16 protein-coding genes are annotated in these 18603 nt (G+C 37.4%); 13 read left to right on the forward strand and 3 right to left on the reverse strand.

What is annotated here, in order from left to right:
- Positions 1-39 precede the first annotated feature (39 nt).
- Positions 40-1080 carry an acyltransferase family protein gene (locus HWQ49_RS12155; RefSeq protein ID WP_223155168.1) on the forward strand — a complete coding sequence of 347 codons (1041 nt, stop codon included), beginning with the start codon at positions 40-42 and terminating at the stop codon, positions 1078-1080.
- Between the two features lie 62 nt (positions 1081-1142).
- Here the strand turns inward: HWQ49_RS12155 and HWQ49_RS12160 are convergent, their stop codons facing one another.
- Entirely contained in the window at positions 1143-1373 is a 231-nt protein-coding gene (locus HWQ49_RS12160; RefSeq protein ID WP_394810781.1) for a YetF domain-containing protein, read from the reverse strand.
- 54 nt (positions 1374-1427) lie between these two features.
- Between HWQ49_RS12160 and HWQ49_RS12165 the strand changes: the two genes are divergently transcribed.
- The 7 genes from HWQ49_RS12165 (at position 1428) to HWQ49_RS12195 (ending at position 9244) form a co-directional block, all read left to right on the forward strand.
- Positions 1428-2006: a CBO0543 family protein gene (locus HWQ49_RS12165; RefSeq protein WP_188207896.1), complete on the forward strand. Its 579-nt coding sequence runs from the start codon at positions 1428-1430 to the stop codon at positions 2004-2006.
- Positions 2007-2127: 121 nt separating this feature from the next.
- Positions 2128-2772, forward strand: coding sequence for a LytTR family DNA-binding domain-containing protein (locus tag HWQ49_RS12170; RefSeq protein WP_188207897.1), 645 nt, complete (start codon positions 2128-2130; stop codon positions 2770-2772).
- A gap of 134 nt (positions 2773-2906) precedes the next feature.
- Positions 2907-4421 carry an acetyl-CoA hydrolase/transferase family protein gene (locus tag HWQ49_RS12175; protein ID WP_188207898.1) on the forward strand — a complete coding sequence of 505 codons (1515 nt, stop codon included), beginning with the start codon at positions 2907-2909 and terminating at the stop codon, positions 4419-4421.
- 140 nt (positions 4422-4561) lie between these two features.
- A complete protein-coding gene (locus HWQ49_RS12180; RefSeq protein ID WP_188207899.1) occupies positions 4562-6058 on the forward strand; it encodes an acetyl-CoA hydrolase/transferase family protein in 1497 nt (498 codons plus the stop codon).
- Between the two features lie 175 nt (positions 6059-6233).
- Positions 6234-6455 carry a heavy-metal-associated domain-containing protein gene (locus HWQ49_RS12185; RefSeq protein WP_188207900.1) on the forward strand — a complete coding sequence of 74 codons (222 nt, stop codon included), beginning with the start codon at positions 6234-6236 and terminating at the stop codon, positions 6453-6455.
- A 147-nt stretch (positions 6456-6602) separates the two neighbouring features.
- Positions 6603-8498, forward strand: coding sequence for a heavy metal translocating P-type ATPase (locus HWQ49_RS12190; RefSeq protein WP_188207901.1), 1896 nt, complete (start codon positions 6603-6605; stop codon positions 8496-8498).
- A gap of 56 nt (positions 8499-8554) precedes the next feature.
- Positions 8555-9244, forward strand: coding sequence for a Crp/Fnr family transcriptional regulator (locus HWQ49_RS12195; protein ID WP_188207902.1), 690 nt, complete (start codon positions 8555-8557; stop codon positions 9242-9244).
- Positions 9245-9349: 105 nt separating this feature from the next.
- On the opposite strand, the gene HWQ49_RS12200 is transcribed toward HWQ49_RS12195, so the two are convergent.
- Both HWQ49_RS12200 and HWQ49_RS12205 read right to left on the reverse strand, forming a co-directional pair.
- Positions 9350-9970 (reverse strand): NUDIX hydrolase, encoded by a 621-nt coding sequence (locus tag HWQ49_RS12200; protein WP_188207903.1) that lies wholly within the window; start codon positions 9968-9970, stop codon positions 9350-9352.
- A 96-nt stretch (positions 9971-10066) separates the two neighbouring features.
- Positions 10067-10867, reverse strand: a complete 801-nt coding sequence (locus HWQ49_RS12205) for a DUF2935 domain-containing protein (RefSeq protein WP_188207904.1) — start codon at positions 10865-10867, stop codon at positions 10067-10069.
- Between the two features lie 764 nt (positions 10868-11631).
- On the opposite strand from HWQ49_RS12205, the gene HWQ49_RS12210 reads away from it, so the two are divergent.
- The 5 genes from HWQ49_RS12210 to HWQ49_RS12230 all read left to right on the forward strand — a co-directional run bounded on the left by HWQ49_RS12210 (position 11632) and on the right by HWQ49_RS12230 (position 18463).
- Complete coding sequence (locus tag HWQ49_RS12210) at positions 11632-13293, forward strand: BCCT family transporter (RefSeq protein WP_188207905.1); 1662 nt, start codon at positions 11632-11634, stop codon at positions 13291-13293.
- Between the two features lie 228 nt (positions 13294-13521).
- Positions 13522-14742 (forward strand): carboxylate--amine ligase, encoded by a 1221-nt coding sequence (locus HWQ49_RS12215; protein WP_188207906.1) that lies wholly within the window; start codon positions 13522-13524, stop codon positions 14740-14742.
- Positions 14743-14778: 36 nt separating this feature from the next.
- On the forward strand, positions 14779-15828 hold the full coding sequence (locus tag HWQ49_RS12220) for a lipid II:glycine glycyltransferase FemX (protein WP_188207907.1): 1050 nt from the start codon (positions 14779-14781) through the stop codon (positions 15826-15828).
- Positions 15829-16189: 361 nt separating this feature from the next.
- A complete protein-coding gene (locus HWQ49_RS12225) occupies positions 16190-17683 on the forward strand; it encodes a Mur ligase family protein (protein WP_188207908.1) in 1494 nt (497 codons plus the stop codon).
- 45 nt (positions 17684-17728) lie between these two features.
- The gene (locus HWQ49_RS12230) at positions 17729-18463 is read left to right on the forward strand and encodes an aspartate/glutamate racemase family protein (RefSeq protein WP_188207909.1); all 735 of its coding nucleotides are present in this window, start codon (positions 17729-17731) and stop codon (positions 18461-18463) included.
- Positions 18464-18603 lie beyond the last annotated feature (140 nt).

Raw genomic sequence — 18603 nt, forward strand, 5'->3', positions numbered from 1 at the left:
CTAAATGATATGGCATGAAAAACCTTAGGAGTGTTTATGTTGGGAAATCATATTATAAATGAAGCTTTTTGGCTAAGGGCCATCGCCTGTTTAGCTGTTGTGGCAACCCATTCTGTCGATACAACTTTGCTTAATTATCAACACTCAGCTTCTCAAGTTGAGGAGTACGGGTTAATCTTTGTTCGTTTTATGGGGTATTTTGGTACTCCTACTTTTATTTTTATTTCTATATTACTATTGGCAAATGCTTACCCAAAAGGTGTGCCGACTGATTTTTTGGCTAAAAGGGTTAAATACATATTGTTGCCATTCGTGTTTATGGCTTTTGTGTTTGCGATTGTAGAAAATAATTCTATAAATAGTTTTATTAATGGTTTAATATATAACATCTTTTTAGGTGGGTATACGGGGTACTTTATTATAATTATCTTTCAGTTTTATATATTATATATGTGGTTATATAAGCACCTGATGAAATGGTCACCCAAGGTTGTTTTATCAGTCTCTTTCATTATTAATATTAGTTATCTGGCGTTCTTTAATTTCACTGAACCGATCAATATTCCATTGGGTGAATATATTTGGATGAGAGGATATTGGTTGCCGTTTTTAGGTTGGATCTTTTATTTCGCACTAGGTTTTTATTGTGGGAGATATTTTGATCAATTAAAACTTAAACTGAGGAAGTTCCCGGTCTTAATCTGTTCCTTACCTGTATTCAGTCTATTGTTAGTAGTGGTTATGGTTCGTGGTGATATGATTACAGCCGTTTCGTCTAAAAGAATAGATATTATTTTATATACGGTGAGTGTAATATTTCTAATCGTTTTATTGGCATCTTATACTCGGAAGGTCCCGGGATTCATTCTTACGATTAGTAAACACTCGTTTCACATTTATCTTGTTCATAAGATTTTCCTTCATTACTTACAGCGAATAGAGGGTCTCCACCCATGGCTTTATTTTATCTTTGCGATGGTGTATGCAGTTCTTGCATCGATTCTCATTTCTAAATGGGTATCTAAAGTGAGGGTCAGTAAGTTTCTGGTTGGAAGAGTACTGCCTGTTCCCAAGAACTAACCTACTTAATTTTATGAAAAAGGCTGGGACAAAAGTGGTTACACTTAATTTGTCCCAGCCTTTTAATGTTCAATCGGAGGTTCGTTCACGTTTTCTGTATGGTAAAGCGTGACATGTAAATTTAAGTTACGGTTAATAGATGCATAAAAAACATCCTTAACATCGTTAACATCTTTGGCTATTAGCTTCTTTTCAAGCCAGGTCTTATCTAAATTAAATTCACTTATCACATGCTCATAGACTTCCCCTTCAATAATAACTAGGAATGTGATTCTGTTACTTGTTTTACATATTTAGTAAATTGGGAGGTAAATTATTATTGAGAAAAAACGTTTAAGGAGAAGATTATGAAACAAAAACATGTGGCATTAATTGTGGTGATCATTGTCGTCAATTTGATGAAAAAAACCTGGAGAGATATACCCAAGTATTATAAGAGTATGATATATGTTAGTTCAGTCAATGCCTTATACTATTATATTTGTAATCGACATTTAATTTGGGAATTTACGCCCTTCGGCATAAGCTGGAGATTACTCAGGGGGTTACACATCTTAGTTGTCACACCACTTTTAGTTCTAGCTTTTTTATCAAAATATCCGGAAATGTTCTCAAAGCGATTAATCCATTTATTCAGATGGGTATTCGGAGTTACAATTGTTGAACATTTAGCACACAAACAAAAACTGATTCAATATAAACATGGCTGGAATATATTTTGGTCAGGTATTGTGTATCTACAAATGTTTTTGTACAGTCATCTGTTTAATCGCCGTCCAATAATGACTTTATTTATGTCCTTTTTCACGATTATCCTGTTTGTAGCAAAGTTTAAAGTTCCACTCAGAACCAATCACCCATTTTCGAGAAGATTTAGCCGTTCGGTTGATTTCTTTTATCATTCCATTCTCGAGGACGTATTTTAATCACATAAAGGTCTTAGAACAGAGGACTAGCATGCTTTTATAGGTTTGAACTCTATTGGGAAGTCATTTATAATAGATAAATTAGGTTCCAAAACTAATAGTCTTAGGTAGGTGTATTCTGATGGAACCATTAAAGATGACGACCCTTCTAGATTTAATAGGTGAATTACTATCTGATGAAACGTCAATTGCTTTATCGGATACCGATCAGTACCTATATTATTTACCTAGTAAACAAATTGATCTAAAGATTAAATCAGGGGACCCTATTTTAAAAGGAACGATTACTTACAAAGCCTTACAGATGAAGCAAAAAGTATCCGAGTATATTGATCGCGATGTGTTTGGTGTGCCTTATTATGGAATGGCAGTACCTTATAAAGATCAAGGTGAGGTTAAGGGATGCGTGACTGCGATCTTCCCTACATTGACCAATGCTATGTCAGTCGTTTCGATCAAAATGGATGATATCTGGGTCCCAACTCCTTTCGATGAGGTTGTGTACATAGAAGCTAAGCAACGAAAAACATATATAGTTAGTCAAAAACATATGGGGACGCACAAATATACACTTAACGAATTTGATTATTTCTTACCCCGTGACTCATTTATTCGGTGTCACCGTTCATTCATTGTCAATGTTAATCATATTGATGAAATTTATCCAGATAGCCATTCTACATTCACATTAAAGATGGTTGATGGTAGTATCATCCCAGTTAGCCAATCCCATTCTAGTTATTTAAGAAAACTGTTAGGATTGTAAATTTTCTGCCTTATCCGTCTATTTTCTCGTTCACCGTAAGTTCATTAATTTCCGTCTAAATCAGCCCTTTCCCGTTTAGAAATCGGGTAAAATATAAGTGTAAGGTTTAAATATTTAATAAGGGAATGGTTTAGATGGAAAACATCATTGAACGTATACATGACCCAGCCCTAAGAGAGCGAATCGTTACTGCAGAGGAAGCAGCATCTTGGATTAAAGATGGTATGACGCTCGGACTAAGTGGCTTTACTCGAGCAGGCGATGTCAAGGCGGTTCCTTTCTCCTTAATAGAACGTGCTCAAAATGAATCTTTTAAGGTCGACGTATTTACGGGGGCTTCTTTAGGTTCTGATATTGATCGTTTATTTGCTGAAGCAGGTATCTTAAGAAAACGTTTGCCGTTTCAAGCAGATCCGGTTATGCGTAAGGAAATAAATGCAGGTTCTTTTCACTTTGTGGATCAGCACTTATCACATACATCTGAATTAATTCGTTCCAATGTAATGGAATCAATTGATTATGCGATTGTTGAAGCGGTTTCGATTACTAAAGATGGAATGATTATCCCTACTACTTCAGTAGGAAACTCAGCTATTTTCGCTCAGTATGCCAAAGAGGTGATTGTTGAGATTAACTCTTCTCAGACTGAAGCTCTAGAAGGTGTTCATGATATATATACTTTAGAACAACAAGGCAAGCGCCAACCGGTACCTCTAACGAAACCAGACGATCGCATTGGTGAACCTGGTATTAAGGTAGATCCGAGCAGAATCAAAGGGATTGTTATGACCGAACAATTAGACTCACCTTCAAATATCGTCCCACCTGATGAAGAGACCCAAATAATTGCCGGACATTTAACAAACTTTCTAAGAAAAGAAGTGAAAGAAGGCCGTTTAACGAATAGTCTTGCTCCTTTACAATCAGGAATTGGTTCTATTGCGAATGCCGTGCTTCATGGGTTACTAAATTCCGAATTCGAAGACCTTCAAGTTTATTCTGAAGTTCTACAGGATGCGGTCTTTGACTTAATTGATGCGGGTAAAGTGGACTTTGCTTCATGCTGTTCAATTACTTTATCCGAGGAAAAAATGAATCAAGTATTTTCTAACTTTGAACAATATAAAGACAAACTCATAATGAGACCACAAGAAATCTCTAACTTCCCTGAGATTATTCGACGTCTCGGATTGATTTCAATTAACACAGCTCTAGAGTTTGATATTTATGGTAATGTCAATTCCACTCATGTTAGTGGTACTAAGATGATGAACGGAATTGGTGGCTCAGGTGACTTTGCCAGAAACGCGCGTTTAGCAGTCTTTGTTACTAAATCTATCGCTAAGGATGGGAAGATCTCAAGTGTCGTTCCATTTGTTCCCCATGTTGATCACACAGAACACGATGTTGATGTTTTGGTGACAGAACAAGGCTATGCAGACTTAAGAGGTTTAGCGCCAAGACAGCGAGTTGAACTAATTATTGAAAACTGTGCTCACCCAATGTATCGTGATCAGTTAAGAGAATATTATGAAGAAGCGTTACAAAGAGGCGGACAAACGCCACATGTTCTTGAAAAAGCCTTATCTTGGCATACTAACTTGGCTAAGTACGGTACGATGTTAGAGAGAGAACCAGTGCTCACTTAGTTTGTTATATTATACCCATTTAAATAGTCGAACAGTGACCATACCAAAATGGTCACTGTTTTTTTTGTACCTTTATTCATGCTAAATCCCTTGTTTTAGCACATACTAAGGCAAAAACATGTAAGGGAAGGCTAATGTATATGGAAATCATTCAAGACCGAATCAAAGTAGAGCAGCTTAAGAATCGTGTCGTTTCAGCTGATCGTGCGGCTTCATGGATTAAAGACGGTATGACCCTTGGGCTAAGTGGTTTCACGCGTGCAGGTGACGCTAAAGCAGTACCCATGGCATTAGTTGATCAAAAGAGAAACGAAGACTTTAAAGTGAATGTTTATACAGGGGCTTCTTTAGGCTCTGATCTTGACCGATTATTTGCAGAAGCAGGTATATTAAATAAACGGCTACCGTTTCAAGCTAACCCTGTGATGCGTCAGAAAATCAACGATGGTCAGATTCATTTCATTGATCAACATTTATCACACACTGCTGAATTAATCAGAGGAAGAGTGTTAGAACCGATCGATATCGCTGTGGTTGAAGCAATCGGTATAACGGAGGATGGTCAGCTGATTCCAACCACGTCTGTTGGGAACTCTCCGATTTTTGTTGAGCAAGCGAAAGAGGTAATTGTCGAGATTAACGTTGCCCAACCTCAAGAGTTAGAAGGAGTTCATGATATTTACCAATTAGACAAACAAGGAGAGCGCGAACCCATTCCTTTAGTCAAATCAGATAACCGAATTGGCACAAAAGGTATTCCGTTAGATTTTGAAAAAGTGAAAGGAATCGTGATTACTGACCAACAAGATTCACCATCAACCATTGTTCAACCTGATGAAGAGACCAAGATGATTGCAGGTCATTTAATCGACTTTCTAAATAAAGAAATTGAAGTAGGGCGATTGACTAAACAGCTTGCCCCTTTACAATCTGGAATCGGATCGATTGCTAACGCGGTGTTGCATGGGTTAATTGATACGGACTTTGAAGATTTAGAAGTTTATTCTGAGGTGTTACAAGATGCTGTGTTTGACTTAATCGATGCTGGGAAGGTTCGCTATGCATCTTGTAGCTCAATTACATTATCGGAATCAAGAATGAAACAAGTCTTTTCTAACTTTGATCAGTATCGGGAGAAATTAACATTACGGCCTCAGGAGATTTCTAATCATCCTGAAATTATTCGCCGCCTCGGCTTAATATCGATTAATACAGCTTTAGAAGTTGGCATTTACGGAAATGTCAATTCAACACACGTTAGTGGTACAAAAATGATGAATGGCATAGGTGGTTCTGGTGATTTTGCTAGAAATGCGCGATTAGCCATTTTTGTGACCAAATCGATTGCTAAGGATGGGAAAATCTCTAGTGTTGTCCCGTATGTTTCCCATGTGGATTCAACGGAACATGATGTTGATGTCATTGTTACCGAGCAAGGTTATGCAGACTTACGTGGGTTAGCTCCACGAGAGCGAGTCCCTTTAATGATCGACCGTTGTGCACATCCGATGTACCGTGATCAATTGAGGGAGTATTATGAAGAGGCTAAAAAACGGGGTGGACATACGCCACACGTATTAGAAAAAGCTTTATCTTGGCATACCAACTTAAAAGAAAATGGAACGATGCAGTTATAAATTCACTAAATAGAAGGGGTTGGGACACAATTGACATATTGTGTTCCAGCTATTTTTATTTCAATTCATTGATTACGACACATAAATAAAACTTTAACCTAACTTGATGGGCGTCAATTATTTTTGAATATCTTCATTGTACACTTGAGTTAACAAATGATTGGGAGGTATTCGGATGAAAAAAGCAGTCTTTCAATTAGAACCATTAACTTGTCCTTCTTGTATTAAAAAAATCGAGTCAACGTTAGGTAAAACATCAGGTGTTCATTCAACTAAGGTGCTATTTAATTCAAGTAAGGTCCGAGTTGAATTTGAGGAGAATCAAGTGGGTGTGCAACAAATAGAGGGGGTTATCAATAAGTTAGGTTATCCAGTCACATCTAAAAAAGTATCTTAAGTCAGTAAAAAGAACTTAAACCTAAAACGGGTTTAAGTTCTTTTTTTACCTACCGATCAAATTCCCCCCAATTCTTGACGACCATCAATTCATTTAAACTGAACTGGCTGTATGATGAAGTTAAGAAATTCGGAGGGGGGAGAAGTCATGAGATGGATCCACAAGTATAAAAACGTTATAACAGCATTATCTGGTTTATTAATCGTTTTAGCTTTTATAGCTAATAAAGCAGGTTACAGTATAACTAAAGAAGTGGCACTGATTACAGCGACTGTGATTGCTAGTCTTCCAATCTTTCTTAAAGCACTCCAAGCTCTAAGATTGAAAGCTTTTAGTATCGAGCTTTTAGTGACGATCGCAGTGATTGGCGCGCTTTACATTGGTGAATATGTTGAATCAGCTGTTGTTACATTCCTATTTCTATTTGGAGCCTACTTAGAAGGGCGAACTTTAGAGAAAACTCGCTCATCACTTAAGAAATTGACCGATATGGCACCACAAGAAGCAACGGTTATACGTCAGGGCGAAATCATGAGTATAGGAATAAAAGAAGTGGTTGTTGGTGATCGAGTCATCATTCGGCCCGGGGGAAAAGTTCCTGTAGACGGCAAGGTTATCACAGGTCATGCCAATTTAAATGAATCAGCTGTAACCGGAGAAAGTGTACCAGCACATAAACAAATTGGCGATCAAGTATTTAGTGGTACGATTGTTGATGATGGCTATATTGAAATTTCCGCTGAAAAAGTAGGTGACGATACAACATTTGCTAAAATTATTGAGTTGGTTGAAGAGGCGCAAGAGTCAAAGTCAAAAACACAACGATTCCTTGATCAGTTTGCGAATATCTATACACCGTCAGTGATTGTTTTATCGATCCTTGTGTTTCTGATAACGAATAATTTGCTTCTTGCGGTCACCTTTTTAGTAGTGGCTTGTCCGGGTGCTTTAGTCATTGGAGCACCAGTATCTAACGTTTCAGGGATCGGAAATGGCGCCAAACAAGGTGTCCTCGTTAAAGGTGGAGAAGTGATGGATCAATTTTCTAAAGTCGATACCATTGTGTTTGATAAGACGGGAACTTTAACGAAAGGAAAGGCAGAAGTTACAGATGTTCATCCTTTTACAAATGAGGACCCTGATGAACTATTACGCTTGGTTGCCGAAGTCGAAAAAGTATCGGAACATCATTTAGGTCAAACGATTGTAAAAGAGGCTAAACAAAGAAATTTAGATATTTCAAATGATCCTAACCAAGTGGAAGTGGTCAAAGGAAATGGCCTTCAGGCACAAGTAGAAGGGCACTACCTTGTTATCGGCAATCGCCAGTTAATGAATCAACAGGACTTATTTATTTCCGAGGAAATAGACAACTATGCGACACGTCGCGAAAGGGAAGGCAATACGGCGATCTTCTTCGCTATCAATAACGAGATTAAAGGCATTATTTCAATAGCGGACCAGATAAGAAAAGATGCCGTCGAAGCACTTGCTGAACTAAGAGCTAATGGCATTAAGAAGATGGTTATGTTAACTGGGGACAATCAGCATACGGCGCAGTTAGTTGCTGAACAACTAGGTTTAGATGAATATCATGCTGAACTCTTACCAGAAGAAAAGGTAGAGTTTGTACAGAATTTAAAACGAAAAGGTCATGTTGTCGGTATGGCTGGTGATGGAATTAACGATGCACCTGCGATTGCAAGTGCGCATATTGGCTTAGCAATGGGTGAAGGCGGTACCGATATATCTATGGAGACTGCAGATGTTGTTCTTATGGCTGATCGACTAAAGCAGTTTGCCCATGCGTATGCATTGTCCAAAGCAACGATAAGAAATATGAAGCAAAATATGTACTTTGCAGTAGGTATCGTTTTTGTATTACTCATAGGCGTACTGACTGGATATATTCACTTAGCTTCAGGCATGTTTATTCACGAAGCAAGTGTCTTAATTGTCATACTCAATGCAATGAGGTTACTCAAGTTTAGGCCACAACAACGAAAAGAATTCAACATAAAAAATCAACCTGCTTATACGTAATCGTCCATCATGCGCTGAATTTCATGATAGAATAAATTATAACGGAGGTGGTCGAAATGGGATTAGAAGTTGAGCATACTTGTAATCACCATAATCAGTGTATCTCAATTGTACCGATCTTTAATCATTTAAATCAAGATCAGATGGATGAGATTATGAGTAAGGTTAGGTCGGTTTCCTTTAAAAAGGGCGAGGTTATCTATCATTCGGGTGACGAATCAGATTCGCTTTACATCGTTAATAATGGCAAGATTAAAATTTACCGATTGTCTGAAACGGGTAAAGAACAGTTACTTCGAATTCTATCACCGGGTGATTTTACTGGAGAGCTTGCTCTGTTTAAACAGAGTACTCATGAGGCTTATGCAGAAGCGTTAGTGGATACAACAGTTTGCATCATTAAGCGCCCAGATTTACAGCAGTTTTTGTTAAAATACCCATCAATTTCAGTACGGATTCTTAATGAATTTTCCAATCGCTTAGAACAATCGGAGAAACAAACAACTAGGTTTGCGACAGAAAGCGTTGAAACACGGATTGCTTTATATTTGGCTGAGTGTGTTGAAGATGAAGATCATTATGAATTCACATTACCAATGAATAAAAAGGACTTAGCCTCCTATTTAGGAACAACTCCTGAAACAATCAGTCGTAAATTAACAGATCTAGAGACAAAAGGTCTAATCAAGCAGAAAACGCATAAACGAATAGAGGTAAAAGAATTGGATGGGTTACTACTCATATAGTCCAAAAATACTTATGTAAGTGGGTAAGGTCATCGACGGAGGATTTTGTCCACTATCTTCTTTCTAAAGAATAGCTGAGGCTGGGCCATTTCCCAACCTCTTTTTTTATGTCTTTTTAATTAGCGTGATGAATTCTTTTAAGATTTTAGCGGTTAAACCCCAAATGACTTGCCCTTGATAATAATAAAAATTCTCTTCATATTGAAGTGTTTGCCATTTGTAATCATCTCCGTTAACCAGATCATCATAAGGGAAGTTTTCTTCTGGCTTCATATCAATGTTTATGTAATGAATCTTTGGCTCATAGTCGATGAAGAATTGTAGTGGAACAGTAAAGACTTCTTCAACTTCGTCGGGGTTGATAGAAAAAGCGTCTACAGGTTGGATCATTCCGACAAAGACATTAGCCTTCATACCAAATGGGGACACGAATAGTCCGAGTAAGAATATATCTTCTATTTGCTGATTGGAAACTCCTAGTTCTTCATATAACTCTCTTTCTCCGGCATCTTCTGGCCCTTGGTCACTGTTGTCTATTTTTCCCCCTGGAAAACAGACTTCTCCGGGCTGCCGGCGCATCAGTTTAGATCGCACTTCGAAAACAACATGCGTTTCTCCATTGACCTCCATTAACGGCAGGATGATTGAGTACTCCCTTGACTGTGACATGCCGAGGATGGTTGGCGTGTTGTTTACGAGTTTTCGCTTGATTGTTTGTAAGTTCACTATAGTCACCTCGAATAGTTCTGAGTTCCGTTTTTAAGTGTCGTGATTAGCTACCACTTATTATAACATTAATGGTAAATATCACTTCTGACTAGCTTATTCAACTCTTGGTTTAGTTGGGTCACAATCAGGCATGGTCACATTTGAGGATTCTGCAAGCTTCATAAGATAATAGCATTCTTCACGGTACATATGATCCGCCATAAGCTCAGAGAATGTACTAAGGACGGTATTTGATAATTCCATCTCTTCTACTTCATGCAGGAAGGTCTTAAAAAGGTTTAATTCAACCTCAACATCATGGTTAAATCGATTTAATGCTGGAAAGGAATCAATATTTGAGCGTAAATACCCAGTCAGTTCAACAGCCTTTAGATAAAACTGGTCAAAGTGCTCTGCGAATTTTTCACTTTTTTCTTTAAGTCGTTTTTCTACGCCGTCCAGTTCATCATTAATAGCACCGGCGTGACCAGAAGCATCCAGCAACCAAACTAGGTGGTGATGAAGTTCGTGAAAGATGGGAGGTGTGGCGCCTTGCTTTAAGTAACTGAGAACTAATTGATATTCTTCTAGTTCATTTACCATATGGTTTAAGAAGGTTGGTGATAGGTGGATCCCAATGTCCCCGACTAAGTGACGTCTAATAATAGAGAGTTTGAATTCTTTTAATTGGTTGGTCACCATTTCAACTTGGGTGGTGAAATTAACAGCATTAGCTTCCGTTAAATGTCTGGACTGTTCAAGCAGTTGATCAAACTGCTCGACAAACTGTTTAGCGATTTGAACATCCATCACTTCATCAGGATACAAAGAATCACGAATAAATCTAGAGTGGTCTCCAAGAACCTGAAGCCAGAACTGGTGTTCAAATGTAGCACTTTCTAAGTAAGTTTTCATCTAGATGTCATCCCCTTTTATTAATTCTCTTATAACTTTATTCTTATGAAGAGTGATTTATTATCTATAACTCACACTGTGATTAAAAACTCTTTTTGAAAAGCATTGTCAATAACGCTTCTCCTTCGTGTGAAGCGCAAAATGTAAGAGAGAAGGGGCTTCGATAACGTTTTGATATCGTGTGAAGCACAAAATGTAAGAGAGAAGCAAACTCAATACTGTTCTGCCACCGTATAAAGTCCAAAACGTCAATAAAAGCACCAACTAACCAAAAGTTAATGACATCCTATCCATTTTGTGTCATGACCTGTCTCCATTTTTGGACACTAAGTTTCACGGGGGCGATGAGTGTTCCTTTTACAGATTGCCGTTAAGGTTCAGTGGATTTTTCAGCATGAATCAAGCCACTTAGGGAAAATTGTATATATAGGGAGATCTTATTTCGGGATGATGTGCCCTAATCACCTAAACACTTGGGAGAAAAAACCTGCTTTTTGATTATTGACAAAATACTTTGATTGATTGGCCTATCCTTGTAACTCTTGGCTTAATATGGTAGTGTATTAAACGGCGTTTTATCTGAAGTTAGGCATAGGTTTGTCAAGTGTTTTTATGAGAAGTATAAACATTGTTAAAAATGTCATTATTTGTTTATATGTTTAATAGTTCCTGATATGGGTATTGAAGAGACAGGCTATAGTCATGATATTTGATTTTAGAGACATGTTTGATGAATTGGAGAAATTTTAGAGGAGGATCAATTTATGTCACCCAAACGTAAAACTAAACAAAGACCCAAACCAAAAGGGTTAACATCTTTTAGTGCAGCACTAAAGACACCTACGTTTATCATTTCAATTGCTATTGCCCTTATTTTCTTGGCTTTTGGGGTCTTTTTAGAAGACTTTGGAGATTACATGGATGTTACTTTTAACTGGGTTGTAACCAATCTCGGTTGGTCGTTCATCCTAGGAGGAAGTGCATTCATCTTAGTAACCGTTTTCCTAATCTTAAGTCCACTTGGAGAAATTAAATTAGGTGATGATGATGAAAAACCTGCTTTCTCAACAGGTGCTTGGTTTGCGATGTTATTTAGTGCAGGTATGGGGATCGGCTTATTATTCTGGGGTGTATCTGAGCCAATTAACCACTATGATTGGCCTGCTTATGGAGAAGGTGGTACAGCAGAAGCTGTGCATATGGCATTACAGTACTCCTTTTTCCACTGGGGCTTACACCCATGGGCTGTATATGCAGTAGTTGCTTTATCACTGGCATATTTCTCATATAGAAAAAACCTGCCAATGTTATTAAGCTCTACCTTAGAGCCGTTGATCGGAAGAGATCGCTTGAATGGTGGTTGGGGTAATACCGTTAATATTATTGGTGTTATTGCGACGTTATTCGGTATTTCTACATCACTAGGTCTAGGAGTTATGCAAATTGGTGGTGGTTTTGAAACTCTATTTGGGATTCCGAATGATACTGGCCTGTGGTTAATTATTATCGTCGTCGTGACAGCACTTGCCATTATTTCAACAACGACCGGTATTGATAAAGGGATTAAATGGTTAAGTCAGGCTAACCTAGGTGTTGCCGCGTTGCTTCTATTGTTTGTCTTTATTTTAGGTCCGACACTATTTATTTTAAATTCGATGACCCATTCAACAGGTTCCTATTTACAAAACCTATTCCAAATGTCCTTTGGTATTGATGCAGCAGGTGAAGGTGCAGACGGTTGGTATGATGCTTGGACAATCTTCTATTGGGCATGGTGGATCGCATGGGCACCATTTGTTGGTTCATTTATTGCTCGTGTATCTAGAGGACGTACCATTCGGAGTTTCGCTGTCGGGGTTTTATTAGTCCCAACGGCAGTAAGTATCCTATGGTTTAGTGTCTTTGGTGGAACGGCTTTATTCCAAGAACACTTTACCGATAGTAGTATTATGGATGCAGTTTTCGAGGACGAAGCTCAAGGATTCTTTGCGTTACTTGAAGGCTTCCCATTCTCAAGCTTACTTATCGTCGTTGCGATGATATCATTAACTGTGTTCTTCATTACGTCATCTGACTCAGGTACGTATGTAATTGGAATGTTGACCTCTAAAGGTAATATGAACCCACCAATTGCTTTACGTATTACTTGGGGATTAATTGAAGGTGCGTTTGCGGCAGTCTTATTAATGGCTGGTGGTTTAGCAGCGTTACAAACAGCATCTGTTGTTGGTGGCTTTCCATTTATGATCATCATGTTCTTAATGATGTACTGTTTAATATATGCGCTATTTAAAGAGTTGAGTGAAGGTTCACTACCAAGAGAGAGACAGCGTATTTACCACGCACTTGAAGATCTAACAGAAGAAAATAGGGTTTCAGAAGATGTCATTACAGACCCGGATGAGGTAACAGAAGAAAATAAATAATTATCAGTTCAGGGGTTGTCCTGCAGTCAATTTTTATGACTGTTGGGACGACCTCTTTTTATTTAGATGGGGCGATGAGGACGACATAGTTAATCTTACTTAGGCTAAATGCCCTGAGTTTTACTGGTAGCCTTAGCCATTTCTTGACTTAAAAAATGCCCTCATATACACTTAAAAAAGATTGACTGAAGCATGGTTAGATGTAGTTTGGGGTCTTGGAGGATTAAAATGAATAAAGAAAACTTTATCCCTGTCATTCTCGGTTCAGATGATAATGCATATGGAATGGCAAGGGCATTTCATCAGGAATATGGAATTACTAGTGTGGTAGTAACTAAGGGTGAACTTCTTTCAACAGCTCATAGTCAGATTGTTGATAAGAGAATTTTCGAGAATTTTGATGAGCCCGAGTCGTTTGTACAAGCCTTATTAACGTTAAAAGATGAACTTAAAGAGCGGTCTGAACACTTAATTTTAATTGCTAGTAATGAGAACTATGTTGAACTTGCAGTGAGAAATAGGTCTGAGTTAGAGCCTCATTTCATTCTTCCTTTTGTTGAAGAAGAAATGATGGATGCCATTATTTTTAAAGAGAATTTCTACAATTTATGTGAGAAATATGATCTCGATTATCCTGATACACTTATTTTCACCAAGGGTATGGACCCAGAGCAGGAATTACCTTTTGGGTTTCCAGTTGTTGTTAAAGCCTCTGATAGTATGAGGTATTTTAATGCACAGTTTCCTGGGAAGAAAAAAGCTTACGTCATACATAGTAAAGAGGAGTTTGTTCAAACAATCCACAATATTTACTCTTCAACCTACGACGGAACGCTGATTATCCAGGACTATATTCCAGGAAATGACACCGTTATGCGAGTACTTAATGCTTATTGTGATCGTAACGGTAAAGTAAGAATGATGTGTTTAGGACGAGTTGTCCTAGAGGATTACACACCTGTTTTAATTGGAAACTATGTAGGTATCGTCGGTGAACAAGATCAGCAATTGTACGATCAGTATAAGACCTTCTTAGAGGAACTTGGATTTACCGGTTATGCAAACATTGATTTAAAGTATGACCGACGCGATGGTAAGTATAAAATTTTTGAATTGAATATTAGACAAGGCCGTAGTAGCTATTTCGTTACGGCAAATGGCTATAATATGGCAAAATACTTAGTTGAGGATCGTGTGTATCAAAAAGACTCGGAAGTTGATTACGGTAAGAATGAGGTGTTGTGGCATTCTGTCCCTAAAAAGCTGTTAGTCAATTACACGATGGATGAAGATCTAAAGTGCCAAATTAAAAAATTAATTAGACAGAAGAAAACTTCCACCACGCTTTTTTATCAAAAAGATTTCAATTTACTTAGGTATGCAAAGTTACTAAGACAGTATTTTAGTTATTATAAAAGGTTTAAGAACCACTTTAAGGTTAAAGAATGACGTATTAGCATAAAGCCGTGAAAGGATTGAATATTTGTGCCTGTTTTAGATAAAACAGATGAAAAAAAGGTAGATCAATATAAGGAATTTGTTAGGAATTCCACTCACCGATCGTTAACACAAGATTATAATTGGAAAAATGTTAAAGACGATTGGGGTAATGAACAAGTTTATATTGAAAGAGATGGGGAAATAGTTGCCGCGTTGTCTTTACTTATCCAAAAGACACCAGGTGGATACTCTTTGTTGTATGCACCTAGAGGACCAGTTTGCGATTTTTATGATCTTTCCTTAGTTACTGAACTGGTTAATGAGGCTAAGGAAGTGGCAAAAAAACATAAAGCATTTGTGCTTAAAATGGATCCAGAGGTTTTGTATACAGATGAGCTGGATCAGAAGTATCGTCGTGCTGGTTTTGTTGTGAGAAATTCAGATGATGACCAGGATGATTTAATTCAGCCGATGATGAATATGGTGGTTGACTTAGAAAACAAAGATGAAGAATCATTAATGTTAGGTTTTAAACGAAAAACTCGAAATAACATCAGACGAGCATTGAAAAAAGGTGTTAAAACAACTTATTCAAGAGAAGATGATTATTTAGAAAAGTTTTATGAGATTTATAAAACGATGGCTGAGAGAAATGGAATCGCAACTCGTCCTTTCGATTACTTTATTAAATTGCGTGATTCCTTCGAGGGTCTTCGTATTTATTTAACTGAGCATGAAGGGGACTATTTATCTGGAGCAATTACGATCAATTACGAAGGTAAGATGTATTACATTTATGCAGGTAGTACGAATGAAAAGCGTAATTTAAGCCCAAACCATGTCATGAATTATGAGATGATGAAGTGGGGCATTGAAGAAAATGCCATTCAATATGACTTAGGTGGCATCTTTAGTTTAAATAAAGAAGAAGACGGATTATTTGAATTTAAACGAGGATTTTTCAAAGAAGAAGAAGAGGGAGTAAGAAGGTATATAGGTGAAGTGGATTATGTCTATAAACCTTTCATTTATAAATTATTCGTTAAGTTCTTACCAATGATTAAACAATTAAGACGTAAGCTGAAAAGGAACTAATGGATTAGATTCTTAATCATACTACACTAGCCCAGTTAGTTATCATTAAAAGCTAACTGGGTTTTTTTAATGTGTTCCAAGACTTTCTTAAAGATATGATCATAAATTGATATAAATTCATTTAAAACTTATAATGGAATTAATATAAATGTGTTAAATGGAATTTAGCAGTAAAAAATTGAATATATACTGCGAATTAGAGTTTATAAACGTTGAAACTGTTAAAACTAAGGTCAAACTAAAGCTTTTTTGTCCGAATTGACCAAAATACGTTTTAATCTCTCGAAAGGTATATCATGTTAAAGTACTGGTTGATAAGTTGTAACGGTCATTCATTGATAAGTGAAAAGGGGTAATATTTATGAGGTTAGAAACACTTCTTCAGGCGGTAAACGTATCTAAAACATTTAAAGCTGAAGATGTTGTGATTGAGGGAATCGCCTATCATTCTCAGAAAGTAAAACAAGGTGATCTATTTGTATGTGTTCGTGGGTTAAAGACTGATGGACATAAGTATTTAGGACAAGCCATGCGTAAAGGAGCTGTTGCAGCAGTAGTTGAGGAATTTCAGGAGGATTTGGATATTCCTCAATATTTAGTTGAGGATAGTCGTTTGGCTTTGGCGCGTTTAGCCGCTAAATTCTATAATAATCCATCAAAGAAGCTTAATATGATTGGAATTACGGCTACAAACGGAAAGACGACTACAACTTATATGACTAATGCCATTCTTGAACGCCAAGGCTATAAAACGGGAATGATGGGGACTGTAACCGTTAAAATTGATGATTTGTCGATTCCGGCTCAGTTAACTACTCCTGAATCATTGGACTTACAACAATACTTGAGTCAAATGTATCACCGTGGAGTTTCCCATGTTAGTATGGAAGTGTCATCGCAAGCATTAGAGATGAACCGTGTCGAACAGGTTGATTACGATATTGTGACTATGAACAACATTAGCCGTGAACATATTGATGCACACGGGTCATTTGAACGATATTTTGATATTAAATCTAGCTTAATTAGGCATGCCAAACCTGATGCCTTTGCTGTACTAAATATGGACTGCCCTTACACATCAAAGTTAGTCGACCAGACTGAAGCTAATGTATTAACTTACAGTGTTAATAATGACGAAGGTGATTTGATTTGTGAGAATTTAGACCTTTCAACTGGTCGAGCTAATTTCACAGTCAATTTAACTAAACCTTTACAGACTAAAACACAAAGATATAAACCGATGACATTCGATGTGAGCTTAGCTGTACCTGGTTTGCATTCAGTTTATAATGCGATGATGGCTATTTGTATTTCTTTACTTTCAGATGTAGATGTTGAGACTATTCAAGAAACCTTGAAGTCTTTTGGTGGTGTTGAGCGCCGATTTGAATTTATCTATGAGGATGATATTAAGGTCGTTGACGATCACTTCGCAAATGCTGGTAATATTGATGTAACCCTTGAAACGTTAAAGAAAATGGATTATCGTAACTTACACTTAGTCTATGCGATAAGAGGTGAGAGAGGTCCAACAGTGAACCGTGAAAATGCTGAAGCCATTGCCTCTTGGGCTGATGAACTAGGACTTGAAAAAGTGATTGCGACTAAAAGTGAATCACATGTAACAGACAAAGACCGTGTCACTCAAGAAGAACAAGCTGTTTTCCAAGAAGTCATGGATCAGGCTAATATTGATGTTGATATCTTTGATGAATTGCCTCATGCAATTGACCAAGCACTTAACGAAGCACATGAGGGCGACTTGATTTTACTAGCAGGTGCCCAAGGGATGGACAGTGGAGCGAGTATTGCTTTAAATGAAATAGATAAGCGAAAAAAGCAAACCATTTAGTCCAATATGGTAAGGAACAGATTCTACTTAAAAGAAGGTTGATTTATGAAAAGGAAAAAAATAGGTGTACTAGGTGGGATGGGATCTCAAGCTACTTCAGTTTACTTTAATCGGGTAGTTGAACAAACTGAAGTGAAGAATGACCAAGACCATATAGACATGATCATCTTAAACCATGCAAGTTTACCTGATCGTACAGAAGTGATCCTAACGAATCGCGAAGAAACCTTCTTAGAGCCAATTAAAAAAGATATACAGCTATTAACTGACGCTAATGTTGATTATATTGCGATGACCTGTAATACAGCGCATTACTTTTTTGATTTGTTACAGGCGACTACATCCGTTCCTATGATTAATATGGTTGAAGAAACTTTAAAATTAATTGAACAGCATTATGGAAGAGGCTCGAAAGTAGGTATACTAGCTACAGATGGGACGATTGTATGTCATACGTATCAAAACATGTGTGAACGTTATGGTATGATTCCTCACGCACCAAATGAAACCATTCAACAACAGACGATGGATTTAATCTATCGAGTCAAAGCGGATGAAGAAGTTGATGCTGGTCAGTTAGAGACCATAATTCATCACTTAATGGTTGAGGAGAAATGTGATTGTGTCATCTTAGCTTGTACAGAGTTATCATGTATCAACATTGGATCGACTTTTAATAAGCATACAATTGATGCCATGGACGCACTAGTTGGTTCAACGATTCGCTTAGCGGGAGGCAAACTTAAATCATCAGTTCTCCCATATGAGAAAATTAAATAATGAACGTATTAAATTCGTATAATAAGAGGCTGGATATAACGAAGTGAAACAATAGTAAAGCCAAACCATGCACTAGTTAAGCGATGGATATTCGCAATAGCTAATAGTTCGGTTTTTCCATTGATCAACACGTTTGTCTA

The organism is Alkalibacillus aidingensis, from assembly GCF_014595945.1.
Taxonomy (GTDB): Bacteria; Bacillota; Bacilli; order Bacillales; family Alkalibacillaceae; genus Alkalibacillus; species Alkalibacillus aidingensis.